The organism is Mariniluteicoccus endophyticus (assembly GCF_054780035.1).
Genome location: NZ_BAAGXC010000016.1, coordinates 209,738 through 233,475, shown reverse-complemented (window position 1 = coordinate 233,475; position 23,738 = coordinate 209,738). Strand labels below are relative to the sequence as shown.

21 protein-coding genes are annotated in these 23,738 nt (G+C 69.6%); 15 read left to right on the top strand and 6 right to left on the bottom strand.

What is annotated here, in order from left to right; translation table 11 throughout:
* The first annotated feature begins 2 nt into the window (after positions 1–2).
* From ACYVGD_RS06445 to ACYVGD_RS06435, 3 genes are all read left to right on the top strand, one after another.
* Positions 3–557 carry an adenine phosphoribosyltransferase gene (locus tag ACYVGD_RS06445; RefSeq protein WP_460742194.1) on the top strand — a complete coding sequence of 185 codons (555 nt, stop codon included), beginning with the start codon at positions 3–5 and terminating at the stop codon, positions 555–557.
* Positions 554–1,693, top strand: coding sequence for a potassium channel family protein (locus ACYVGD_RS06440; RefSeq protein ID WP_460742193.1), 1,140 nt, complete (start codon positions 554–556; stop codon positions 1,691–1,693). The genes ACYVGD_RS06445 and ACYVGD_RS06440 overlap by 4 nt, the downstream gene beginning before the upstream one ends.
* Before the next feature lie 98 nt (positions 1,694–1,791).
* Positions 1,792–4,095 (top strand): RelA/SpoT family protein, encoded by a 2,304-nt coding sequence (locus ACYVGD_RS06435; protein ID WP_460742192.1) that lies wholly within the window; start codon positions 1,792–1,794, stop codon positions 4,093–4,095.
* A gap of 88 nt (positions 4,096–4,183) precedes the next feature.
* On the opposite strand, the gene ACYVGD_RS06430 is transcribed toward ACYVGD_RS06435, so the two are convergent.
* Complete coding sequence (locus ACYVGD_RS06430) at positions 4,184–5,428, bottom strand: DUF349 domain-containing protein (protein WP_460742191.1); 1,245 nt, start codon at positions 5,426–5,428, stop codon at positions 4,184–4,186.
* Between the two features lie 156 nt (positions 5,429–5,584).
* Here ACYVGD_RS06430 and ACYVGD_RS06425 point away from each other — a divergent pair, with 156 nt between their 5' ends.
* From ACYVGD_RS06425 to aspS, 5 genes are all read left to right on the top strand, one after another.
* The gene (locus ACYVGD_RS06425) at positions 5,585–6,277 is read left to right on the top strand and encodes an MBL fold metallo-hydrolase (RefSeq protein WP_460742190.1); all 693 of its coding nucleotides are present in this window, start codon (positions 5,585–5,587) and stop codon (positions 6,275–6,277) included.
* The gene (gene hisS / locus ACYVGD_RS06420; RefSeq protein ID WP_460742189.1) at positions 6,274–7,650 is read left to right on the top strand and encodes a histidine--tRNA ligase; all 1,377 of its coding nucleotides are present in this window, start codon (positions 6,274–6,276) and stop codon (positions 7,648–7,650) included. The genes ACYVGD_RS06425 and hisS overlap by 4 nt, the downstream gene beginning before the upstream one ends.
* A complete protein-coding gene (locus ACYVGD_RS06415) occupies positions 7,647–8,204 on the top strand; it encodes a YcxB family protein (RefSeq protein ID WP_460742188.1) in 558 nt (185 codons plus the stop codon). Before hisS ends, ACYVGD_RS06415 begins: the two co-directional genes overlap by 4 nt.
* A 9-nt stretch (positions 8,205–8,213) precedes the next feature.
* Complete coding sequence (locus ACYVGD_RS06410) at positions 8,214–8,837, top strand: hypothetical protein (protein WP_460742186.1); 624 nt, start codon at positions 8,214–8,216, stop codon at positions 8,835–8,837.
* Between the two features lie 317 nt (positions 8,838–9,154).
* On the top strand, positions 9,155–10,999 hold the full coding sequence (aspS, locus tag ACYVGD_RS06405; RefSeq protein ID WP_460742185.1) for an aspartate--tRNA ligase: 1,845 nt from the start codon (positions 9,155–9,157) through the stop codon (positions 10,997–10,999).
* A 55-nt stretch (positions 11,000–11,054) separates the two neighbouring features.
* Here aspS and ACYVGD_RS06400 read toward each other — a convergent pair whose 3' ends face one another.
* Positions 11,055–11,591 carry a YbhB/YbcL family Raf kinase inhibitor-like protein gene (locus ACYVGD_RS06400; RefSeq protein ID WP_460742184.1) on the bottom strand — a complete coding sequence of 179 codons (537 nt, stop codon included), beginning with the start codon at positions 11,589–11,591 and terminating at the stop codon, positions 11,055–11,057.
* 68 nt (positions 11,592–11,659) lie between these two features.
* Entirely contained in the window at positions 11,660–13,093 is a 1,434-nt protein-coding gene (locus ACYVGD_RS06395; protein WP_460742183.1) for a purine-cytosine permease family protein, read from the bottom strand.
* Positions 13,094–13,133: 40 nt separating this feature from the next.
* Here ACYVGD_RS06395 and ACYVGD_RS06390 point away from each other — a divergent pair, with 40 nt between their 5' ends.
* Positions 13,134–14,504, top strand: coding sequence for a replication-associated recombination protein A (locus ACYVGD_RS06390; protein ID WP_460742182.1), 1,371 nt, complete (start codon positions 13,134–13,136; stop codon positions 14,502–14,504).
* A gap of 70 nt (positions 14,505–14,574) precedes the next feature.
* Here ACYVGD_RS06390 and ACYVGD_RS06385 read toward each other — a convergent pair whose 3' ends face one another.
* The 3 genes from ACYVGD_RS06385 to ACYVGD_RS06375 all read right to left on the bottom strand — a co-directional run bounded on the left by ACYVGD_RS06385 (position 14,575) and on the right by ACYVGD_RS06375 (position 17,818).
* On the bottom strand, positions 14,575–14,982 hold the full coding sequence (locus ACYVGD_RS06385) for a hypothetical protein (protein WP_460742181.1): 408 nt from the start codon (positions 14,980–14,982) through the stop codon (positions 14,575–14,577).
* Positions 14,983–15,365: 383 nt separating this feature from the next.
* The gene (locus tag ACYVGD_RS06380) at positions 15,366–15,791 is read right to left on the bottom strand and encodes a hypothetical protein (RefSeq protein WP_460742180.1); all 426 of its coding nucleotides are present in this window, start codon (positions 15,789–15,791) and stop codon (positions 15,366–15,368) included.
* 251 nt (positions 15,792–16,042) lie between these two features.
* The gene (locus tag ACYVGD_RS06375) at positions 16,043–17,818 is read right to left on the bottom strand and encodes a hypothetical protein (protein WP_460742179.1); all 1,776 of its coding nucleotides are present in this window, start codon (positions 17,816–17,818) and stop codon (positions 16,043–16,045) included.
* A gap of 88 nt (positions 17,819–17,906) precedes the next feature.
* Between ACYVGD_RS06375 and ACYVGD_RS06370 the strand changes: the two genes are divergently transcribed.
* The 6 genes from ACYVGD_RS06370 to ACYVGD_RS06345 are packed head-to-tail and all read left to right on the top strand — an operon-like array spanning position 17,907 to position 23,736.
* The gene (locus ACYVGD_RS06370) at positions 17,907–18,347 is read left to right on the top strand and encodes a DUF948 domain-containing protein (protein WP_460742178.1); all 441 of its coding nucleotides are present in this window, start codon (positions 17,907–17,909) and stop codon (positions 18,345–18,347) included.
* The gene (locus tag ACYVGD_RS06365; protein ID WP_460742177.1) at positions 18,344–18,598 is read left to right on the top strand and encodes a hypothetical protein; all 255 of its coding nucleotides are present in this window, start codon (positions 18,344–18,346) and stop codon (positions 18,596–18,598) included. Before ACYVGD_RS06370 ends, ACYVGD_RS06365 begins: the two co-directional genes overlap by 4 nt.
* A gap of 20 nt (positions 18,599–18,618) precedes the next feature.
* Positions 18,619–21,312, top strand: a complete 2,694-nt coding sequence (gene alaS / locus ACYVGD_RS06360; RefSeq protein WP_460742176.1) for an alanine--tRNA ligase — start codon at positions 18,619–18,621, stop codon at positions 21,310–21,312.
* Positions 21,312–21,800, top strand: a complete 489-nt coding sequence (gene ruvX / locus ACYVGD_RS06355) for a Holliday junction resolvase RuvX (protein ID WP_460742175.1) — start codon at positions 21,312–21,314, stop codon at positions 21,798–21,800. The genes alaS and ruvX overlap by 1 nt, the downstream gene beginning before the upstream one ends.
* Positions 21,797–22,915, top strand: coding sequence for an endolytic transglycosylase MltG (gene mltG / locus ACYVGD_RS06350; RefSeq protein ID WP_460742174.1), 1,119 nt, complete (start codon positions 21,797–21,799; stop codon positions 22,913–22,915). Before ruvX ends, mltG begins: the two co-directional genes overlap by 4 nt.
* Complete coding sequence (locus ACYVGD_RS06345) at positions 22,909–23,736, top strand: shikimate dehydrogenase family protein (protein WP_460742173.1); 828 nt, start codon at positions 22,909–22,911, stop codon at positions 23,734–23,736. Before mltG ends, ACYVGD_RS06345 begins: the two co-directional genes overlap by 7 nt.
* Positions 23,737–23,738: the final 2 nt, after the last annotated feature.

Below are 23,738 nucleotides of genomic sequence, written 5' to 3'. Positions count from 1 at the left end.
ACATGCCCCCCAAGACACACTCCGAGGTCAACCGCGAGCTCGTCGCGGGCCTCATCCGTGACGTCCCCGACTTCCCGAAGCCGGGTGTGGTCTTCAAGGACATCACGCCGCTGCTGTCTGACGCGCGGGGCTTCCAGGCGGCGATCGCCGAGCTCTCCCGCGTCTCGCCGGAGGAGATCGACGTCGTCGTCGGCATGGAAGCGCGCGGATTCATTGTCGCCGCGCCGATCGCGCTGGCGTTGCACGCCGGCTTCGTGCCGGTGCGCAAGCCGGGCAAGCTGCCCGGCAGGGTCCACGAGGAGACCTTCGCGCTCGAGTACGGTCAGGAGACGCTGGCCGTCCACACCGATGCGCTGATGCCGGGCGCGGAGGTGCTCGTGGTCGACGACGTGCTCGCCACAGGCGGCACCGTCGCCGCCACGGCGGGCCTGCTGAAGAAGCTCGGTGCCGAGCTGGTCCACGTCTCGGTGTTGCTGGAGCTCGAGTTCTTGGGCGCCCGCAAGATGCTGCACGAGCAGGGCATCGACTCGGTCTCGTCGGTCCTCCAGGTGCCGTGAGCTCGCTGATCCCCCAGACGACGCCGAAACCGGACGACGCCAGCCATGTGCTGGTGTCGCTGCCGCGCCGGCGCTCGTCGGCGCCGCGCGAGCTGCTGGTGCGCGCTCTGGTGGGGGTCCTGCTGCTCGTCATCACCACACTGATCGTCTACATCGACCGCGACTCCTACTCCGACAACGTCAACAACGACGGCATCTCGCTGATCGACGCGCTGTACTACTCGACGGTGACGGTCACCACCACCGGCTACGGCGACATCACGCCCAGCGCCACCCATGCGCGACTCATCAACGCGCTCGTCATCACCCCGCTGCGCATCGTGTTCCTCGTGCTCCTCGTCGGCACCACCCTCGAGGTGCTGGCCAACGAGGGACGCCGCGCCCTGCTCGACAACCGCTGGAGGAAACGGATGCGCAACCACGTCGTCGTCGTCGGCTACGGCACCAAGGGGCGCAGCGCGGTCCAGACCCTGCGACGCCACGAGATGGACATGGAGAAGCTCGTCGTCATCGACGACCGGGCCACCGCGATCGCCGACGCCAACACCCACGGGGTCGCCGCCATCAAGGGTGACGCGACCCGCCGCGACGTCCTGCGCCGGGCAGAGATCTCGAAGGCACGCGAGGTCATCATCACCCTCGACCGCGACGACTCGGCGATCCTTGCCACGCTCACCGTCCGCCAGCTCAACCCGTCGGCCCATGTGGTCGTCGCGGTCCGCGAGCACGACAACGCGCCCCTGCTGCGCCAGTCGGGTGCGGACTCGGTCGTCACGTCGTCCGACGCCGTGGGCCGCCTGCTCGGCCTGTCGGCGGTCTCGCCGAACATCGGCACGGCCATCGAGGACCTGCTGACCTCGGGCGAGGGCCTCGAGGTCGCCGAGCGCCAGGTGCGCCCCGAGGAGGTCGGCCAGGGTCCGGGCGACATCGTGGGCGAGCGGGTCATCGCGGTCGTGCGCAACAAGACCATGCGGCGCTACTTCGACCCGACGGTCGCCCGGCTCGAGACCGGGGACGACCTGGTCGTCGTGCGGCGCAGCGAGATGGAGGGCACCCGCGACGTCGTGGGGGAGCGTACGCACCCGACCATCTCCACGCGGGCCTCCCGGGGCGTTCGTCTCGACGACGGTGACTGACGTCCTGCGGCCAGGCACGAGCTGGCGTACGGAACCGCGGTGACCGGCCGCGGCGAACTGGATAGACTGGGCCATCCCTCCAGTGCGAAAGGCGGCGCATGAGCGACACGCGACAGTCCGGGCAGGTCGACAACGTCGACCGGTTCGGATCGGGTCCCGAGCAGCCCCGCATGTCGATGCGCCACCGATTGGCGCGCCTCGGAGCCCCGCGTACGCCCCAGGTCGCCGTCCTCGACCCGCTGTTCAAGGTCGTCCGCGCCAACCACCCGAAGGCCGACACCGCGCTCATAGAGCGGGCCTACCGCACCGCTGAGCACTACCACCGCGGCCAGCTGCGCAAGTCGGGCGACCCCTACATCACCCACCCGCTGGCGGTGACCACGATCCTCGCCGAGCTGGGCATGACGGAGCCGACGCTGTGCGCGGCGCTGCTCCACGACACCGTCGAGGACACCAGCTACACCCTCGAACAGCTCACCGCCGACTTCGGTCCCGAGGTCGCCGGCATGGTCGACGGCGTGACCAAGCTCGACAAGCTGACCTACGGCGCGTCGGCCCAGGCCGAAACCATCCGCAAGATGGTCATCGCCATGTCGCGCGACATCCGCGTACTGGTCATCAAGCTCGCCGACCGGCTCCACAACATGCGTACGCTGCACTTCCTGCGGCCAGACAAGCAGAGCCGCATCGCGCGGGAGACGCTGGACATCTTCGCGCCGTTGGCCCACCGCCTCGGCATGAACGCCGTCAAGTGGGAGCTGGAGGACCTGTCCTTCTCGATCCTCGAGCCCAAGATCTACGACGAGATCGTCCAGCTCGTCGCCGAGCGTGCGCCGTCGCGTGAGGCGTTCCTGCGCACCGTCACCGAGCAGGTCAACGCCGACCTCAAGGACGCCCGCATCCGCGCGACCGTCCACGGCCGGCCGAAGCACTACTATTCGATCTACCAGAAGATGGTCGTGCGCGGCCGCGACTTTTCCGACATCTACGACCTGGTTGCGCTGCGCATCCTCGTCGACACCCCCCGCGACTGCTATGCCGCCCTCGGCGTGATGCACGTCCGCTGGAACCCGCTCCCGGGCCGGTTCAAGGACTACATCGCGATGCCGAAGTTCAACATGTACCAGTCGCTGCACACCACGGTGATCGGCCCGCAGGGCAAGCCGGTCGAGCTGCAGATCCGCACCTACGACATGCACCGCCGCGCCGAGTACGGTGTCGCCGCCCACTGGAAATACAAGGAGCAACAGAAGGGCAGCGGCGCCGCCGACGCGCCCGTCAACCCCGACGGCTCCGACCTGTCGTGGGTGCGCTCGCTCACCGAGTGGCAGAAGGAGACCGAGGACCCCGGCGAGTTCCTCGACTCGCTGCGCTATGAGATCAACTCCGGCGAGGTCTACGTGTTCACGCCGAAGGGCGACGTCGTGGCGCTGCCGCAGGGCTCGACACCGGTCGATTTCGCGTACGCGATCCACACGGAGGTCGGCCAGCGATGTATCGGCGCCCGCGTCAACGGGCGCCTGGTGCCGTTGGAGTCGCCGCTGAGCAACGGCGACATGGTCGACGTGCTCACGTCGAAGGCGGAGGGTGCCGGGCCGTCGCGCGATTGGCTGAACTTCGTGAAGTCGCCGCGCGCACGCAACAAGATCAAACATCACTTCACGCGGGAGCGTCGCGAGGAGTCGATCGAGCACGGCAAGGACCAGCTCGCCAAGCACGTGCGCAAGGCTGGCCTGCCGATGCAGCGGATCCTGACCCTGGAGAACCTGACGGCGGTCGCCAACCACTTCCGCGCCGCCGACGTCTCCGCGCTGTACGCCGCCATCGGCGAGGGGTCCGTCGGCGCGCAGGCCGTCGTGACGCGGCTCATCGCCACCGCGGGCGGTGACGAGGAGGTCGTCGAGACCGTCGCCGAGGACCGTCCGCTGCGACGTCACCGCACGACCGGAGCGAACGGCACCGGCGTCGCCGTGCACGGCGACACCGACATGTGGGTCAAACTCGCCCGCTGCTGCACTCCCGTCCCCGGCGACGACATCATCGGCTTCATCACCCGCGGCCAGGGCGTCTCGGTCCACCGCAGGGACTGCACCAACGCGGCGTCCCTCGAGGCCACACCCGAGCGGCTCGTCGAGGTGTCCTGGGCGCCCACGTCGACGTCCACGTTCCTGGTCAACATCCAGGTCGAGGGGCTCGACCGTCAGGGTCTGCTCTCCGACGTGACGCGGGCGGTGTCCGACCACCACGTCAACATCCTCTCGGCCAGCGTGCAGGCCGACCGTCAGCGTGTGTTCAAGGCCAAGCTGACCTTCGAGACGCCCGACCCGAAACACCTCGACGCGCTGCTTCGCGCGGTCCGCCGCGTACCCGGCGTCTACGACGCGTACCGCCTGAAGTCCTGACCTGCTCGTGGGCATCTTCGCCGCAACGACCAGGTGAGGGACACAACGACCGCCCGTGGACTGGGCCAGGGGCGGTCGGTGTCAGGGGTCAGCGGTTGAAGTCGGCGGCGGTGCGCTCGGCGGACTCCAGCAACATCTGGTAGGAGGCGAGAGAGTCGCGGTGCTTCTTCGCGTCGCGCTCCTTGCCGGCGGCCTCGGCCCTCGCGGCCTTCGCCTCCAGCGTCTCGATCTGGGCGCGGAGCTTGGAGACCATGTCGTTGGCGCGCTCGCGGGCCTGGGGGTCGGTGCGCTTCCACTCGGCGTCCTCGGCGTCGCGGACGGCGGACTCCATCTTCTTCACGCGGGAGTCGAGCGGGCGGATGGCGTCGCGGGGGACCTTGCCGATCTCGTTGTACTTCTCGAGGAACTCGCGGAAGGCTTTCTTGGACGTCTCGAGATCCTGCACCGGGAGGACTTTCGGCTCGTACTCGGCGAGCAGCGCCTCCTTGGCGTCCTGGTTGCCCTTGAACTCGGCGTCCATCTGGTTCATGGCCTCGGAGCGGGCGTTGAAGAACTCGTCCTGGATGCCGCGGAACCTCTGCCACAGCTTCTCGTCGACGTCGCGAGGCGCGGGGCCAGCGGCCTTCCAGCGCGCCATCAGGTCGCGGTACGCGCCCGCGGTGGGACCCCAGTCGGTCGAGGTCTTGAGCTCCTCGGCCTGGGCGATGATCTGCTCCTTGACGGCCTTCGAGCCCTCGCGGGCGTTGGCCTGCTCGGCGAATTGGGCCTTGCGTCGGCGCGTGTACTGCGTACGCGCCGACGAGAAACGGTGCCACAGCGCGTCGTCGGTCGTGCGGTCGATGCGGGGGAGCGCCTTCCACTCCTCGAGCAGCGTGCGGAACCGGTTGACGCCACCGCGCCAGTCGTTGCCGGCGGCGAGCTTCTCAGCCTCGGCGACCATCTTCTCCTTGGTCGCGCGGGTCTCCTCGTTCTGGGCGGCGCGGGCGGCCTTGCGCGCCTCGACCTGCTCGGCGATGACCGGCGAGAGGGCTTCCAGGCGCGTCTCGAGCGAGGCGAGGTCGCCGACGGCGTTGGCCTCGGGGATGGAGCCCTTGAGCTGGTTGACGGCCTTGCGCGCGTCGTCGGGCGAGGCGGTGCCGGCCTTGATGCGGGCCTCCAGCAGGGTCACCTCCGTCTCGAGGTTCTCGAAGCGTCGGACGTAGAAGGCGAGCGCCTCCTCCGGGGTGGCGTCGGGCACCTGGCCCACCGCGCGCTCGGAGTCAGCCGTCTTCACGTAGACGGTGCCGTCTTCTGCGACCCGCCCGAAGGATGCGGGACCTGCTGCGTCAGTCATGCGGCCCATCTTGCCGCATGAGGGGCCGGGTGTCTCATCACCCGCGGCAATGGCCAGCTCTGCACGCGTACAGGTGTTGGGTGGGGAGCATCGTGCGCCGACTGGTCAGGCTTCTCGTGGGTGTCTCGATTCGACCCACGGGTAGAGTGATCGACCGTGTTCATCGCTTCCTTCGCCGCAGGCCCCTGGCAGACGAACTGCTACGTCGTCGCCTCTTCCGGGGACGGGGGACAGTGCGTCGTCATCGACCCCGGGGTGGGTGCCGCCGAGGGCGTCCACAGCCTCCTGTCCGACCACGACCTGACGCTCGCGGGCGTGGTCGCCACCCATGGCCACATCGACCACGTGTACGCGGTGAGCGAGCTGTGCGCCGAATATCAGGTGCCGGTGTGGATCCACGAGGCCGACCGCCACCTGCTGACCGAGCCGCTGGCCGGTGTCGGCCCCATGGCGAAGGACATCCTCATGCAGCTCCACGGCTCGACGACGCTCGACGAGCCCGCCGACGTGCGCGAGCTGGTCGACGGCGAGACCCTCGACCTCGCAGGCATGGCGATGAAGCTGACCCTCGCGCCCGGTCACACCCAGGGTTGCGTCCTGCTCGAGACGCCGTACGCGACCGAGGGCAGCGACGTCGACCGCCTCGTGTTCACCGGCGACGTGCTGTTCCAGGGCTCGATCGGGCGCACCGACCTGCCCGGCGGCGACCACGACCAGATGTTGGAGAGCCTTCGCACGAAGGTGCTCCCCATCGCCGACACGGCTGCGCTGCTGCCCGGCCACGGCGGCCAGACCTCCATGGCCCGGGAGCGGGCCACCAACCCCTACCTCCAGAAGGACATGCTGTGAGTCGACCCAAGCCCATCTCGGGCTATCCCGAGTTCCTGCCGTCGGGGCGCATCATCGAGCAGCGCGTGCTCGACATCCTGCGTGAGACCTTCGAGCTCCACGGGTTCGGCTCGATCGAGACCCGGGCTGTCGAGCCGATGGACGTGCTGACCCGCAAGGGTGAGATCACCAAGGAGGTCTTCGTCGTGCGCCGCCTCCACGCCGATGAGTCGGACGCCCGGAACAACAGGGACGGTGGGGCCGGAGACATGGGCCTCCACTTCGACCTGACCGTGCCGTTCGCGCGCTACGTGCTGGAGAATGCCGGCCACCTGCAGTTCCCGTTCCGCCGCTACCAGATCCAGAAGGTGTGGCGCGGCGAGCGTCCGCAGGAGGGCCGCTACCGCGAGTTCTGCCAGGCCGACATCGACATCGTCGCCCAGGACACGCTCGCCGCACACTTCGACGTCGAAGCGCCGCTGGTGATGCTCGCGGCGCTCGAGCGTCTCCACACCGAGCTCGGCCTGCCGCAGGCACTGATGCACGTCAACAACCGCAAGCTGGCCGAGGGCTTCTACCGGGGTCTCGGCATCGAGAACACGCTCGACGTGCTCCAGCGCGTCGACAAGTTCGACAAGATCGGCGGCGAGAAGGTCGCCGGCCTGCTCGTGGACGAGTTGGGCCTGTCGCCCGAGGTGGCCGTCAAGTGCGTGGCGCTGGCGGGCATCTGCACGCCCGACACGTCGTTCGTCGAGCAGGTCCGCGCGCTGGGGGTCGAGCACGAGATGCTCGACGAGGGCCTGGCCGCGCTGGCCGAGGTCGTCGAGGCGGCCAACGCCGTCGTGCCCGGTCGCATCCTCGCCGACCTCAAGATCGCCCGCGGTCTCGACTATTACACGGGCACGGTCTACGAGACCGAGCTCGTCGGTCACGAGAAGCTCGGTTCGATCTCGTCGGGTGGCCGCTATGACGCGCTCGCCAGCGACGGCAAGACGACGTTCCCGGGTGTCGGCATCTCGTTGGGCGTCACTCGCGTGCTCGCCCCGCTGATCGCGAAGGGCGAACTGACCGCGTCACGCTCCGTGCCGACGTGCGTGCTCGTCGCGCTCGACAACGAGGCCCAGCGCCCGCGCGCCAACGCGACCGCCCAGAGGCTGCGTACGCGCGGCATCCCCTGCGAGGTCGCCCCGAAGGCCGATCGGTTCGGCAAGCAGATCAAGTACGCCGACCGCCGCGGCATCCCGTTCGTCTGGTTCGAGCACGTCGACGACGAGACCGGTGAGCCTCTGGGCAGCGAGGTCAAGGACATCCGCTCCGGCGAGCAGGTCTCGGCGCACGCCGACACGTGGTCGCCGCCCGTGGGTGACCTGCGCCCGGCGGTGGTGTCGTCGTGAACCCTCTGGTCTTCTCGTTCGACACGCCCGAGGAACGGCTCGCATCCGCCCGGTGGCGCTGGGTCGTCCTACCCGTACGCGGCATCGCCGCGGGTCTCATCGGGCTGTTCGGGTTGTTCGTGCTGATTGTCCACCTGCTCATCGGCAGGTTCACGCCTCTGGCGATCGTCGGCGCGCTGCTGCTCGTCGTGGGCGTCGGTCTGCTGGTCGTGTGGCGGTTGCGCAACCGCCAGTCGGTCGCCGGGCGTGGGCGCACGAAGGTGGTTCTGGACGACCGGGGGATCGCGACACACACGAAGTCCGGGACGACTGCGCTGGCCTGGGAGCGCTTCGAGCGCTGGCAGGAGGACGATGACGACTTCGTAGCCGTCTCCCGCGTCGACAAGGCCCGCGGGGTGGTGCTGGTGCCCAAGCAGGACATGGACGAGCCCACACAGGAGGAGGTCCGCATGTTGCTCGACGAGCGCATCGACCCCCACGCCGAGGCCCTGGAGGACGCGTTCGTCGAGGATGACGACGACAACGACGACGCGGGTGCTGGAACCGGCGCCTAGGCTGGGGGCATGGCTCTGACGAACAGGCATCACCGGCCCGTGCTGCGCGACCCCGCCGTACTCGAGGAGTTCGGGCGTTCCAGCGACCCCGTGGCCGAGATGCACGCGGCCCACGAGACCGCCGCGGTGCTGGTCCATGCAGGGCGGGCCAGCGACGACCCAGCCACGGTCGATCGGCTCGTCGAGCTCGTCGACGAGATCGGCCTGCCCACGGTGGCCGACCTGTGGTCGCAGCGTCCCGCCCGCTCGCTGCCCGGCGCGCTGTGGCGCCTGTACGCCCTGCGGGAGTGGGTTTCCCGCCATCCCCACGAAGCAGCCCACGAATACGCGGCCGGCATCCCGATCACCGAGCCCGACCACGCCGTGGCAGGTGTCGAGCCGCCCGGTCCCGACGAGATCCGCCGTGTCGCCGACCTCATCCTGCGCGGCGTCTACGCGGGCGACCTCGCCTTCGCGTTGGAGCGTGCGGCGGCGTTCTGCCAGGTGGTGTCCGCGGGGCGGGGAGACCTCGCCCAGGGGCGTACCGATCTCGCCCACGGCACCACGGCACTGGCGAGCTCGGCGAAGCTTCGAGAGGCGGGACGCGATCTCGCCGCGTGCGCCCGGATGTGGCGGGCCGGCGACCTCTCCTGATCTCCCCGGATTGGATTCGCCCGGGACGACGCCTAAACTTGGACGAGCGTCGAGCCGCGGTAGCCCCGGGCTCCAAAAATAGCCGCTGCGAGCGGCCCCGCGCCGAGAGGCGCTCCCGGCTCGGCGCCCCAATCCCTCAAGCTGTCGAGCACACCCCGCCAGTCTCCAGCACTGTCTCGACGTCGGGGGCGACACGGCTCGCGCCACGGGTGGGTCGAGCGCACAGGGGAACTCGTTCGACGGGAGGCGTACGCCCCCCTAGGATCGACGACGGACCCCGCACCGTCTATGCGGGGCCGACGACGAGAGGAATATCTGTGCTCCGCACCCATGAGGCCGGCACGCTCCGGGCCGAGAACATCGGCGAGACCGTCACCCTGGCAGGGTGGGTCGCCAAGCGACGTGACCATGGCGGCGTCGCCTTCATCGATCTCCGCGACGCCTCGGGCGTCTGCCAGATCGTGGTCCGCGACGAATACCTGGAGTCCGCCGGCATCCACGACCTCCGCAACGAGTTCTGCATCAGGGTCACCGGTGTCGTCGACGGACGTACGCCGGAGAACGTGAACCCGAAGATCCCCACCGGCGAGGTCGAGGTCGCCATTCGCGAGCTCGAGGTCCTGAACCCGGCCGCGCCGCTGCCGTTCCAGATCGACGAGCACACCACCGTCGGTGAGGACGCCCGCCTGAAATACCGCTACCTCGACCTGCGCCGCCCGCGGCTGCACGAGGCGATGGTGCTGCGCTCGAAGGTCACCCAGACGATCCGCGACACGCTCGCCGGGCGCGACTTCTACGACATCGAGACGCCCACGCTGACGCGCTCGACGCCCGAGGGCGCCCGCGACTTCGTCGTGCCGGCCCGCCTCCACCCGGGCTCGTGGTATGCGCTGCCGCAGTCGCCCCAGCTGTTCAAGCAGCTGCTGATGGTCGGCGGCATGGAGCGCTACTACCAGATCGCGCGCTGCTACCGCGACGAGGACTTCCGCGCCGACCGCCAGCCCGAGTTCACCCAGCTCGACATCGAGATGAGCTTCGTCGACCAGGACGACGTCATCGAACTCGCCGAAGAGGTCATGGCCGCCTGCTGGAAGCTCATCGGCGTCGACATGCCCCGCCCGATGCCGCGCATGACGTGGCACGACGCGATGAACGACTACGGCTCCGACAAGCCCGACCTGCGCTTCGACAACAAGATCCGCGAGGTCACCGAGCTGTTCGCCAACACGCCGTTCCGCGTGTTCCAGGCGCCCTACGTCGGCTGCGTCGTCATGCCCGGCGGCGCCTCGCTGCCGCGGCGCCAGTTCGACGCCTGGCAGGAGTGGGCCAAGCAGCGCGGCGCCAAGGGCCTGGCATACATCACCGTGGCCGATGACGGCACGCTCGGCGGCCCGGTCGCCAAGAACATCTCCGAGGACGAGAAGGCCCAGATCGCCGAGGCCGCCGGCGCGAAGCCGGGCGACGCGATCTTCTTCGGTGCCGGCGAGCGCGAGCAGTCCCAGGAGCTCCTGGGCGCCGCCCGTCTCGAGATCGGCAAGCGCTGCGGCCTGATCGACGAGGACGCCTGGTCGTTCGTGTGGGTCGTCGACGCCCCGATGTTCAAGTCGACCGCGCAGGCCCAGCGCGAGGGCGACGTTGCCGTCGGTGCCGGCAAGTGGACAGCCGTCCACCACGCCTTCACCTCGCCCACGCCCGAGTGCCTCGACACGTTCGACACCGATCCCGGGTCGGCGCTGTCCTACGGATACGACTTCGTGTGCAACGGCAACGAGGTCGGCGGCGGATCCATCCGTATCCACCGCCGCGACGTGCAGGAGCGCGTGTTCAAGGTCATGGGCCTGTCGGACGAGGAGGCCCAGGAGAAGTTCGGCTTCCTGCTCGACGCCTTCCAGTTCGGCGCCCCGCCGCACGGCGGCATCGCGTTCGGCCTCGACCGTCTCGTGATGCTGCTCGGCGGCTTCGAGACGATCCGCGACGTCATCGCCTTCCCGAAGTCCGGTGGCGGCTTCGACCCGCTGACGTCGGCTCCCGCGCCGATCACGCCGCAGCAGCGCAAGGAGGCCGGCGTCGACTTCAAGCCCGAGAAGAAGGACGAGAAGGACGCCAAGGCCGCCCCGAACGGCGAGGCTCCCGCCGAGGCCCTGTCCGCCGACAACTCCTGACGACGCACGAGGGCCCCGCCCGGTCGATGACCGGTGCGGGGCCCTCGTCGTGGGCTCAGTGACCGAACCGGGTCTGCAGGACCGCGCGTCCGATGACATGCTCGAAAGCCATGAAGCCGACCAGCGCGGGCGTTGCCGACTCGTCGACATCGAGCTTTTCGACATCGAGGGCCTGGACCACGAAGACGTAGCGGTGGTCGCCGTGGCCCTGCGGCGGCGCGGCACCCAGGTATCCGGGGAAGCCCGCATCGTTGTTGACCATGAACGCCTCGCCCGGGAGACGGTCGGCGTCCTGGTCCCCCGCGCCCGTGACGAGCTCGGTGGCATCGGCGGGCAGGTTGGCGACCGTCCAGTGCCACCAGCCCGACTGGGTGGGGGCATCGGGGTCGTACATCGTGACCAGGAACGACTTCGTCTCGGCGGGAAAACCGCTCCAGGACAGCTGCGGCGACACGTCCTCGCCGCCGCGGACCTGCATCTTGCCGGACCGCTGGGCCTCCGGCATGACCTCGCCGTCGGTCACGTCGGTGCTCGTCACCTGGAAGGACGGGACGTCCTTCAGCGCGGCGAACGGGTCGTTGCTCGTGGGCATGGTTCCTCCTTGGCTCGCGTACGCCCCGAGTCTAGGAAGGGGCGTACGCGAGCCCGCGAGGGGTGGGGTCAGCGTCGGCGGGGCGTGGCAAGGGCGGCGACCAGAGCGAGCGTGAGTGCCGCGGGGATGCCCAGCGACGCCGCGGCCCACGGCCCTTCACGACCACCCAGCCCCAGCGGGCCGAGGAGGTAGCCCTCCCACGCCAGCGCCGGGGTCCCGTTGCTGGTGACGAGCCCGAAGCCGAGGGCGCAGGCGGCGGCCATGATGGCCAGGGAGGTCCAGCGGACGCTCCCGTACCCGGTCGCGGACGCGTCGAAGAGACGGCTCTCGTCGTAGCCCGTTCGCCAGCGTCGGATCATGTCGGCGCCGAAGACGCCGGTCCACGCCGCCAGGGGGACGCCGAGGGTGATCAGGAACGCCTGGAAGGGCGTCAGGAAGTCCGGCGCCATCCAGACCACGTAGACGGTGCCGATCGTGGCGAGCACCCCGTCCAGCGCCACGGCCTGCCAGCGCTGCAGCGGCAGCCCGATCGCCACCAGGGCCAGGCCGGAGGAGTAGATGTCGAGGACCGCCGAGGCGATGAGGGCACCGAGGGTGATGGCCCAGAACGGGACGACGAACCAGCCCGGGAGCAGCCCCAGCAGCGCCCCGATCGGATCCTTGACCACGGCGTCGGACAGCGCCGGGTCGGAGCCGCAGAGCAGCAGGCCGTACCCGAGCAGGACGACGATCGGCAGCGAGCCGCCCAGCGTGGTCCACCCGACGATCCCGGCCTTCGAGGCGCTGCGGGGCAGGTAGCGGGAATAGTCGGCCGCTGCGCTCGTCCAGCCCACGCCGAATCCGGCGAGGACCATGACCGTCGCCCCCACCACGGCGGCGGGCGAGCCGGAGGGGTGTGCGAGCAGCGCGTCCCAGCGGACGGCGTGCAGGGTGAGTGCGATGTAGGCCGCGGTCGCGACGAGGATCGTGATGCTCAACCACTTCTGCGCGCGCATGACGGCGTCGAAGCCAAGGATGCCGAGCGTCATCACGACGCCCATGACGACCGCGAGCACGACCACCCGTGCCCCCGTCCCGACCTGTACGCCGAGGCGGGCCGCGATCGCGTCGGTCGACAGCACCGCCAGGGAGCACAGGACGATCTCCCACCCGATGAGCAGCAGGTAGGACACGATCCCGGGAACGGTGTTCCCGCGTACGCCGAACGCCGCCCGCGACAGGACCATGGTGGGCGCCGAGCCGCGCTGTCCGACCAGCGACACCACGCCGACCAGCGCGAAGGAGCCGACGGCACCCAGCACGACAACAAGCACCGCCTGGACCAGCGACAGACCGTACGCGAAGAGATATCCACCCCACGCGACGTTGAAGACCGACAGCTGGCCCGCCGCCCAAGGCCAGAACAGCGAGCGTGGGTGACCCCGGCGCGCCGACTCCTCGATGACGTCGATGCCGTTGGTCTCGATGCGCAGGCCCTGCTGCGCGCTGGATGCTTCAGACACGTCGGGTCAGTCTGCCAGTGGTTGCGGATAGGCTCGTGCGGTGACCGAAGATCTGTTCGGCAACGTCTCGCCGACCGACGCGCCCGCCGCGACCAGTGGGGGGTCGCTCGCCGACACCGACCACAGTGGTGCGCCGCTGGCCGTGCGCCTGCGCCCGCGCAGCGTCGACGAGATCGTTGGCCAGCAGCACCTGCTCGCCGCGGGCTCGCCGCTGCGCCGGCTCGCCTCTGGCACCGCGTCGATGTCGGTGTTCTTGTGGGGTCCGCCCGGTGTCGGCAAAACCACGATCGCCTCGGTCGTTTCGCGCTCGACCGATGCCAAGTTCGTGGAGATCTCGGCGGTCACCGCCGGCGTCAAGGACGTGCGTCAGGTCCTCGACACCGCCCGCAAGGATCTCGCCAAGGGCATCCACACGGTGCTGTTCGTCGACGAGGTGCACCGCTTCTCGAAAGCCCAGCAGGACGTGCTGCTGCCCGCCGTCGAGAACCGGATCGTCACCCTGATCGCCGCCACGACGGAGAACCCGAGCTTCTCGGTGATCTCGCCGCTGCTGTCTCGCTCGCTGCTGCTGACGCTCAAGCCGCTGACCGACGCCGACATCGACGCGCTGATCGACCGCGCGCTGACCGACGAACGTGGCGTACGCACCTCGGACGGCGGTACGTTCACCCTCGACGACGACGCGCGGGACACGCTGCGCCAGATGGCCAGCGGCGATGCGAGACGCGTCCTCACCTATCTGGAGGAGGCCGCCGCCGGCGCCGACTCCACGGGGGCGACGGTCATCGACGTCGCCACCATCGAGCGGGCGGTCGACCGGGCGGCGGTGCGCTACGACAAGGGCGGTGACCAGCATTACGACGTGACGTCGGCGTTCATCAAGTCGCTGCGCGGCTCCGACGTCGACGCGTCGCTGCACTACCTGGCGCGCATGATCGAGGCGGGGGAGGATCCACGCTTCATCGCGCGGCGGCTGGTGATCCTCGCCAGCGAGGACATCGGCATGGCCGACTCGTCGGTGCTCCAGACGTGCGTGGCGGCCGCGCAGGCGGTCCAGCTCATCGGCATGCCAGAGGCCCGCATCAACCTCGCCCACGCCGTCGTCGCGTGTGCGACGGCGCCGAAGTCGAACGCGGCGTACATGGGGCTGAACGCCGCATCCGCCGACGTGGCCGCGGGCAAGGTGGGGGAGGTGCCGATCCACCTGCGCGACGCGCACTACCCGGGGGCGAAGGGCCTGGGGCACGGCAAGGGATATATGTACGCCCACGACGCCGACCACGGGATCGCCCGGCAGCAGTACCTGCCCGACGTGCTGAAGGATGCCCGCTACTACGTGCCGACCGACCACGGGCACGAGGCCGCCATCGCGCGTCGCCTCGAGATTATCAACGACCTTCTCGGCAAGTAGCTTGCACAACAGGCCGACAACTTCACCGCGGGCGTTGGATCGCCTGTTGTGGAGTTTTCGGCCTGTTGTGTCAGCCCGTGCCGGCGCGGTTGATGACGGAGACGAGCTCGCCGACCTCGAGCTGCCGCGTGGCGCTCGTACGCGTGACCGGGATGGTGCCGCTCTGGCCGAGCGCCGACCAGGTCGCCGTCCACTCGCTCGTGGCCGACACCGGATAGGTCGTCCCGCGCCTCGGCTTCCGCTGGTACCGGTGGCCGCACGACGGCGACGGGGTCCCGGGCGGCGCCGCGCGGGTCCAGCGGTGCGTCGTGGCGCAGGTGAGGGTCGTGCCATCACCCATGCTGAACCTCGTGGTCGTACGCGTGGCCGTGATGGTGATGCTGATGCCTTGTGCCGTCACCGTGGTCGACGTCGTCACAGGGTCGTCGGTCCACAGCCAGATCGGGTAGCCCACCGCCACCATGTTCCACTCGTTCACCGACGGATCTGGGCCGACCTGTGGCGTGCCCGCCGGCAGTCGGAGCTCGGCCACAGCCTGCGCCGCGACCACCCTCGGGTCTGGGGGAGGCGGTGGAGCGACTGCACCGGCCGGTGCCTCGTTGTAGGAGACGCAGAGGGCATTGAGTCCTGGGTCGTTCCTGATGCAGGGTGTGGCGGCTGTCGCGCGGGCGCTGTTCGTCTCGCCCCGCCCCATGGGGCTCTGCGCGGAGCCTTGGCTCTGAGGGGCGCCCTTGGTTTGGGTCTGAGCCGTGACGACCGGACCGGTCGGGGTGGTCGTTGTGTTCACGCCGCCACTGCCATCAACAGCCGCGTGGGCGTGCGATGCTGCCAAACACAGACCGGCGGCCACTGCCGCGCTCCTCAGAAGTCGCACTGTGACACCTTGTTGATCTCCGCTTCGATGATCTTGATACGACCATCGGTAGGAGCCGCATACACCTTGCCCGATGCCAAGGTGTTCTCGACGACGCCTCCATCGCCAAGCTTCGCTCGGGATCCACGGCGGTCCTCACAGACCTCGAGCACAATCCGGGTTGAAGCCGCTGACACAACGCGGCTTCTCGCGGATGGCTTCTTCCCTTCGACCTTGTTGGCGCGCTTCTTCTGCTCCCGCAGGACGTACTCGAGTTCACTGAGATAGGTACCCGCGGCCACCTCTCGGAGCTGGGCGCTCGCTTCGTCGGCCCCGCCTGCCCAGGAGAGCCGTTCATACTCGTCGAAGGCTGACTGATAGGCGGCCTGCGCCTGGCTGAGGAGGTCATCCGTCGACGGCGTGGGGGACTCCACGGGAGTGGGAATGCCCTGGGTGATGCCCGGACCAGGGTCGGTGGCTGGAGGTTGCGGCGTACACGCGGTGGCGCCGCACACCGTGGAGACGCACAACATGGCGACGCAGGGCAGGGGCGAGAGTCGGGCGGGGGTTCCTGACCACGGGTTCAACACGTGCCACATTGTGGCGGCGGCCATGGCCCGGTCGCCATGTCAGGAGGGGAAACCTTCCGAGAACGCTGGGTGAACCCCGTGGCGGAGGGTTGTCGTCAGGGGGCGGGGGCGGGGGTGCGCTTGCGGCGCAGGCGCAGGCGAGACTCACGCTGGGCGCGGGGCACCGGCTGGGGCAGCAGCGCCGGCGGCGGGGGAGCCTCGGGGTCGGGATCGACGTGGAAGCGTGCCATCTCCAGCAGCCCGAGCACGAGGGCGAACAGCGCGTACCGTCCCATGACGAGCATGCCCTGCACGCTGCCGTTCTCGAGGTCGAAGGCGCCGGTGTCGCTGCCGAACCCGACGACCACCGAGGCGGTGCCGGCGGTCAGCAAGTGGGCGGCGAACAGCAGTGCGCGAGAGTCCATCGGGAAGCTGGGCGTGCCCTGGCGGGTGTACGCGCCGTCGGTGAGGACGCGCCACACCAGGCCGAACACCAGCGCGCCCGTGGCGCCCTCGCCGAACCCCGGGATCAGGTTGATGGGCTCCGCCAGCTCCTGGCGGTACGGCCACACCAGGACCGATGCCAGGCCGATCGACACGGCCACCCAGTGACCGGTGGTGAGGCGGTGGCGTACGCCCCACCAGACGAGCGCACCGACGAGGACCGCGGCCAGCACCGGGCCGTTGACGACGTCGCGGACGATGTTGGCGCGGAACCACACGAGCTGGTGCAGGAATCCCACGGCGAACACGGAGTGCAGCAGCGCGGGCGCCGTGCGCCCCGCGCGGATCGCCCGCACGCAGAAGACGAGGCAGACCAGCGTGACGACACCGTTCCACAGCCGGATGACGGTGTTCGTGTCGGGATACCACAGGAACAGCATCCAGCCGGCGGACACCAGCCCCAGCTGGAGTGCGGCCGCGCCGAGCGCGGTGGCGATGTCCTCCGGGCGCGGGGCGTCGACGGGCCCACGGGACCGGGCGAGCTGCAGGGCGAACCATCCGACGGCGAGGGTGGCCACGGCGATTCCGGCGGCAGCCAGGATGGGGCGGAGGTTGGCCGGGGTCACCGCGATCTGGCGCGTGGCGCGCCAGCCGATCACCAGCGCGAGCACCACGGTGTTGACGCGCCAGAACCAGGCCGGGACGGCGTCACGGAGCGCGACCATCGACCACGACACCGCTCGCGTGATGATCTCCGAGAACGCCACGCCCGACGCGATGGAGATCGGCATGGCGGCCAGGTGGAGGAGCGTGACGGTCAGGAAGATCATGAGCTGGCTCGTGTCGCCCTGATCGGGGTCGAGCACGATCGCCCACGCGTTGGGCAGGCCGTACGCGAGCAGCATCAGCACCGCGGACACGCAGAGGAATCGTCCGCTGAGGGGGCGACGACGCTGCCGGAACGCCAGCACCACCAGCAGCACCCACACGACGACCGACAACGGCGCCAGCACGAGGAAGAACAGCGTGGGGCCGATCCGACCCAACGCGTTGCCGACCATGAAGAGCGCCGCGAACGCCACCGCGATCGGCCCCGAGATGAACAGCCCGATCAGCAGCTGCAGCCACAGGCGCAGGTGCACCGAGGCGACGTACAGGCAGTACAGGACCATCGTCGTCCCGGCTGCGGCGAGCCAGCGCCCCGGGGGGGAGAGCTTGAACGTGCCCCGGGGCGGTTCGGGCCCGAAGTCCTTGAGCAGGGTCGCGACGGTGAGTGCGGCGAAGACGAGGGCCGCGAAGCCGACCACCACGCGAACCGGTCTGGCCCAGCGGAACGGCTGCGGACCCCCCTCGCGGACGGGGTCGATCACGACGTGGAGCAGGAACGTACGGACGGCGTACCAGACGGCGAAGACCACAGAGACCCGGGAGGTGCGGTCGTGCGTCATGGCGGAACAGTACAACCGCCCGGAGGCACTAGTCTTGGTCGAGCACGTGCCCGGTCGCGCCCGGGCCCAACACCACAGGAGCACCGCCATGACCGCAGGAGAGATCGCCGGCCTGATCGCCGCAGGCGCGTTCCTGGTGCTCGTGGGCCTGTGCGCCGTGCCCCTGGTGAAGCTCGGCCGCGTCTTCGACGAGCTGCGCGGGGTCGTCCGCGAGCTCGGTGACGGCACGACCCCGATCCTCACCGAGCTCCGGGGCACCGTCGAGGCGGCCAACGCCGAGCTCGAGAAGCTTGCCGTCGTCACAGAGGACGCCGCGACGGTGTCGGGACATGCGACCGCGGTCACCGAGCACGCGGCCCAGGTGTCGTCGCTGGTGTCTGCCGCGGTGTCGGTGCCCCTGCGGCCGCTCGCCGCGGTCGGCCGACGCCTGGGAGCCACCTCGGTGTCGCCGCGTACGCGCCGCACACCCCTATCCGGGCGCACCTCCAACAGCTCGACCACGACCACCACGAGAGAGCGAGACCGATGATCCGCAACCTGTTCTTTTTCCTGCTGGGCCTCGGGACGGGCGTGTACGCCACGCTGAAGACCCAGAAGAAAGCCCGTGAGGTCACGCCCGAGTCTGTCGGGCAGAAGGTCGGCCGCCAGGCCGCCGACCGCGGCGCCGACGTCGCCAAGCAGGCGTTCGCGTTCCTGAAGGCGGCCACCCAGGGCGCCCAGCAGCGCACCTCCGAGATGCTCGACGAGCACAACAAGTCCACCGGCACGCCCGCCTCCTGACCCCCCACCGAAGGAACACCATGAAGACCGCCGACATCCGACGCCGGTTCCTCGACTTCTTCGCCGCGCGCGGCCACGAGGTCGTCCCGTCCGCGCCGCTGCTGCACCACGACCCGACGCTGCTGTTCGTCAACGCCGGCATGGTGCCGTTCAAGCCCTACTTCTCCGGTGCCGAGGACGCGCCGTGGAAGCGCGCGGCGAGCGTCCAGAAGTGCGTGCGCACCCTCGACATCGAGGAGGTCGGCAAGACCACGCGTCACGGCACGTTCTTCCAGATGAACGGCAACTTCTCCTTCGGCGACTACTTCAAGGCCGACGCCATCGCGTACGCGTGGGAGCTCGTCACCGGCTTGCAGGCCGACGGCGGCTTCGGCTTCGACCCCGACAAGATCTGGGTCACCGTGCTGGGCCCGGGCCACCACCCCGACTACCCCGAGGGCGACACGAAGGCCATCAAGCTGTGGAAGAAGGTCGGCGTGCCCGCCGCCCACATCCAGATGCGTGGCTTGAAGGACAACTACTGGCACATGGGCGTTCCCGGTCCTGGCGGACCCTGCTCGGAGATCTACGTCGACCGTGGCCCCGAGTACGGTCCTGACGGCGGCCCCGAGGCCGACGAGGACCGCTACTTGGAGATCTGGAACCTCGTGTTCCAGACCGAGGAGCTCTCGGCCGTCCGCGCCAAGGACGACTTCGACATCGTCGGCCCGCTGCCCAGCAAGAACATCGACACCGGCATGGGTCTGGAGCGCGTGGCATACCTCCTGCAGGGCGTGGACAACCTCTACGAGATCGACGAGGTCTACCCGGTCATCGAGCGGGCCTCCGAGCTGTCGGGCAAGGCGTACGGCAAGGACGCCGACGACGACGTGCGCCTGCGCGTGGTCGCCGACCACGTCCGCTCGTCGCTGATGCTGATGACCGACGGCGTCACGCCCGGCAACGAGGCCCGCGGCTACGTGCTGCGCCGCCTGCTGCGCCGCTCGGTGCGTGCCATGCGGCTGCTCGGCGTGCAGGACCCGGTGCTGCCGGAGCTGCTCCCGATTTCGCGCGATCTGATGTCGGACTCCTACCCCGAGATCGCCGCCGGCTGGGAGCGCGTCTCCCAGGTGGCGTACGCGGAGGAGGAGGCGTTCCGCCGCACCCTCCAGGCCGGTACGCAGATGTTCGACCTCGCCGTCGCCGACGTGAAGAAGCAGGGCTCGAAGGAGCTCTCGGGCGACCGGGCCTTCCAGCTGCACGACACCTACGGCTTCCCGATCGACCTGACCCTCGAGATGGCTGCCGAGCAGGGCCTCAGCGTCGACCGCAACAAGTTCACGACTCTCATGCAGGAGCAGCGCGACCGCGCCAAGGCGGACGCGAAGGCGAAGAAGGGCGGCACGGTCGCCGTCGACGCCTACCGCCAGCTGCGCGCCCACGGCGAGACCCGCTTTCTGGGCTACAGCGATCTGACGGTCGAGTCGTCGGTGCTGGGCCTGGTCCGCGACGGCCAGCTCGTCGACCGCGCCGCCGCCGGTGACACCGTGGAGCTCGTGCTGTCCGAGACGCCGTTCTATGCCGAGTCGGGCGGCCAGGACGCCGACACAGGCACCATCACGACCGCCGATGGCGTCGAGCTGAAGGTCGTCGACGTCCAGAAGCCGATCCAGGGCCTCCACGTCCACCGCGTCGAGGTCGTCGGCGGTGAGCTCGCGACCGGTGCCGGTGTGACCGCCCAGGTTGACGCGTTCGCCCGCATGGGTGCCTGCCAGGCCCACTCGGCGACCCACATCGTGCACGCGGTGCTGCGCTCCCAGCTCGGCCCCACGGCCGTCCAGGCCGGCTCCTACAACAAGCCGGGCTACCTCCGCTTCGACTTCAACGCCACGTCCGGCCTGAGCGCCGACCAGCGTGCCGAGATCGAGGGCCTGTGCAACGAGGCCATCCGCGACGACCTGCAGGTCACGTCCCAGGAGCTCCCGCTGGCGAAGGCCAAGGAGATGGGGGCGATGGCGATGTTCGGCGAGAAGTACCCCGAGATCGTCCGCATGGTCGAGATGGGCGGCCCGTGGTCGCGCGAGCTCTGCGGCGGCACCCACGTCCAGCACTCGTCGCAGATCGGCCTGATGACGTTGCTCGGCGAGCAGTCCGTCGGCTCCGGCGTACGCCGCGTCGAGGCCTTGGTATCGACCGATGCCTTCCGTCACATGGCCGCCGAGCGCACCATCCTGAACAATCTGGCCACCGTGCTGAAGGTCCAGCCCGACCAGGTCTCCGAGCGCGTCGAGCGCATCATGGCCCAGCTCAAGGACGCCGAGAAGCAGATCGCGGCCTTCACATCGAGGGAGGTCCTCGGCAACGCTCAGGGCCTGGTCGACGCGGGCAAGGACATGTGGGGCGTCCAGTTCGTCGGCCGACACGTCGAGGGCGTGGGTGGCGGCGACCTGAGGACGCTCGCGATGGAGGTCCGCCAGCGCTTCGGCGACCGTGCGGCCGTCGTCGCGCTGATCGGAGGCACCGCCGAGAAGCCCGCTGTGGTCGTCGCGACCAACGAGGGTGCCCGTGGCCGCGGACTCAAGGCCGGCGCGCTGGTCAAGGAGGCCTGCGAGAAGCTCGGCGGCAAGGGCGGCGGCAAGGACGACCTGGCCCAGGGCGGCGGTTCCGACGGCTCGGCCGTCCCCGCGGCGCTGACCGCGGTCGAGCACGCCGTCGGCCACGTCGTCCAGTCCTGATGGGTGACCTGAGGCCCGGCGTACGCCTCGCGCTCGACTGGGGCGATGCCCGCATCGGTGTCGCCGCGTGCGACGCGATGGGGGTGCTGGCCTATCCGGTGGAGACGGTGCAGGCCGGGCCGCAGTCGCTCACACGTCTGCTGGCGCTCGTCGCGGAGTACGAGCCGGTCGAGATCATCGTCGGCCTGCCACGGAACATGAACGGGACCGAGGGCGGCTCCGCGGCCAAGATCAGGGAACACGCTGGATCGCTCGCCCGGGCCGTTGTGCCGGTTCAGGTACGCTTGCTCGACGAGAGACTGACCACCGTGACGGCCTCGCGCACCCTCACCCAGCAGGGGCGAAAGGCCAAGAAGCAGCGATCGGTGATCGATCAGGTCGCCGCGGTGACGATCCTTGAGCACGCGCTCGAGGCGGAACGTCGCACGGGGACGGCCCCGGGCGAGGCGGTCACCGAGAGCGGCGCCGAGGAGAGGAACGAACGTTGAGCAGTCTGCTGAGCCCCGACAAGGAGCCGCGCAACTGGGGCGACTACTCGCGCCTGGCGAAGAACGTCTTCGCGGTCGGTCTGTCGCTGCTGATCCTGGTCGGTGGTGGCCTGTACGCCTACAACAAGGCGTCCGCCGCCATCAGCGGCATCTTCGTCGCCGAGGACTACCCGGGCCCGGGTGAGGCCGACGTGACCGTCGAGGTCCCCGACGGTTCGACGGTCGACGAGATCGGCGGCATCCTCCACGACGCCGACGTCATCGCCTCCACCGACGCGTTCGACCAGGCCAAGGAGGAGTTCACCAACATCAACGACCTCCAGGCCGGCACCTACTCGCTCAAGACGAAGATGAAGGCGCGCGACGCGATCGACCAGATGCTGAAGGCCGGTCTCAAGGGCGGCAAGACCTTCACCGTCATTGAGGGCCTGCGCATCGCGGAGCAATACAAGGCGATCTCCGACAAGACGGGCATCCCGCAGGACAAGCTCGCCGAGGCCGGCGGGAAGGGCGCCGAGTACGGCCTGTCGCCGTGGGCCAACGGCAACCCCGAGGGCTTCCTGTTCCCCGACACCTACCAGGTGGCCGGCGAAGACCCGAAGGCACCGCTGAAGATCATGGCGTCGACCTTCCAGCGACGCGCCAACGAGATCAACCTCGAGGAGCGCGCCAAGGCCCTCGGCAAGTCGCCGCGCGACGTCGTCATCGTCGCCTCGATCATCGAGGCCGAGGTGCGTCGCCCCGAGGACCGGCCCAAGGTCGCCCGCGTCCTCTACAACCGTCTCGCCAAGGACATGCCGCTCCAGCTCGACACCACGGTCGACTACGCCAACAACCGCCAACGCGGCACGGGCGCGACGACGACCGACGAGCAGCGTCGAAACCCGTCGCCCTACAACACCTACGTCCACAAGGGTCTGCCGCCCGGTCCGATCAACGCCCCCGGCCGTCAGGCGCTGGAGGCGGCGGCGAACCCGGTGGAAGGAAACTGGCTGTACTTCGTAGCCATCAACCTCGACACGGGTGAGACCGCGTTCGCCGACGACTTCAACGGCCACCAGGCCAACGTGCAGCGCTGGCAGCAGTGGTGCAGCGCCAACCCGGGCAAGTGCTGACGCGCTGCGCCGTCCTCGGCTCGCCGATCGCCCACTCGCTGTCACCGACGCTCCACAACGCCGCGTACGCCCGCCTCGGTCTGACCGACTGGGACTACAGCGCGCGCGAGGTCGCCACGGGCCCCCAGCTCAACGCCCTGCTGCCTGAGGTCGGGCCGCAGTGGCGGGGGTTCTCGCTGACGATGCCGCTCAAGGAGGTCGCGGTCCACCGGGCCGCGTACGACGACCTCGTCCTGCAGGCTGGCTGCGCCAACACCGTGATCGTCCACCGGCCCGAAGGCAGGGACCCTGCCTTCGAGATGTTCAACACCGACGTGCTGGGCTTCGAGGACGTGCTGCGGGCCGGGGGAGTCGTGCCCGACCACGCCGTGCTCCTCGGCGGCGGTGCAACGGCGCGTGCGGCGTTCGTCGCGCTCGGCCGCCTCGGCGTCCCCCGCGTGTCGGTCGTGGCGCGTACGCCGGCCCGCGTACGCCCGTGGCAGCCCGTCGCGAAGAAGCTCGGTGTCGCGCTGGAGGTCGTGGAGTGGGGGAGCGTCCCCACCGGTGACCTGCTCGTGTCGGCGGTGACCGCCGGTGTCGTCGACGACCGCGCCGACGAGCTCGTGGCCTCGACCGGTGCGGTGTTCGACGTCATCTACGACCCGTGGCCGACGCCGCTCGCGGCCGCCGCCGAACGTGCGGGCCTGCCGACATTCTCTGGGCTCGACCTGCTCGTCGGCCAGGCGGTCCACCAGGTCCGGCTGATGACCGGGCGCTACGTCGACCCCGAGGTGCTGCTGACCGCGGGGCGAGAAGAACTGCGCCGCCGTGCAACCGACTGACA

What these genes read in the sequence shown, in the direction of transcription:
- ACYVGD_RS06445 (WP_460742194.1), top strand. Translation starts at nt 3, where the DNA reads ATGCCCCCCAAGACACACTCCGAGGTCAACCGCGAGCTCGTCGCGGGC.
- ACYVGD_RS06435 (WP_460742192.1), top strand. Translation starts at nt 1,792, where the DNA reads ATGAGCGACACGCGACAGTCCGGGCAGGTCGACAACGTCGACCGGTTC.
- ACYVGD_RS06430 (WP_460742191.1), bottom strand. Translation starts at nt 5,428, where the DNA reads ATGACTGACGCAGCAGGTCCCGCATCCTTCGGGCGGGTCGCAGAAGAC.
- ACYVGD_RS06410 (WP_460742186.1), top strand. Translation starts at nt 8,214, where the DNA reads ATGGCTCTGACGAACAGGCATCACCGGCCCGTGCTGCGCGACCCCGCC.
- ACYVGD_RS06400 (WP_460742184.1), bottom strand. Translation starts at nt 11,591, where the DNA reads ATGCCCACGAGCAACGACCCGTTCGCCGCGCTGAAGGACGTCCCGTCC.
- ACYVGD_RS06375 (WP_460742179.1), bottom strand. Translation starts at nt 17,818, where the DNA reads ATGACGCACGACCGCACCTCCCGGGTCTCTGTGGTCTTCGCCGTCTGG.
- ACYVGD_RS06370 (WP_460742178.1), top strand. Translation starts at nt 17,907, where the DNA reads ATGACCGCAGGAGAGATCGCCGGCCTGATCGCCGCAGGCGCGTTCCTG.
- ACYVGD_RS06365 (WP_460742177.1), top strand. Translation starts at nt 18,344, where the DNA reads ATGATCCGCAACCTGTTCTTTTTCCTGCTGGGCCTCGGGACGGGCGTG.
- alaS (WP_460742176.1), top strand. Translation starts at nt 18,619, where the DNA reads ATGAAGACCGCCGACATCCGACGCCGGTTCCTCGACTTCTTCGCCGCG.
- ruvX (WP_460742175.1), top strand. Translation starts at nt 21,312, where the DNA reads ATGGGTGACCTGAGGCCCGGCGTACGCCTCGCGCTCGACTGGGGCGAT.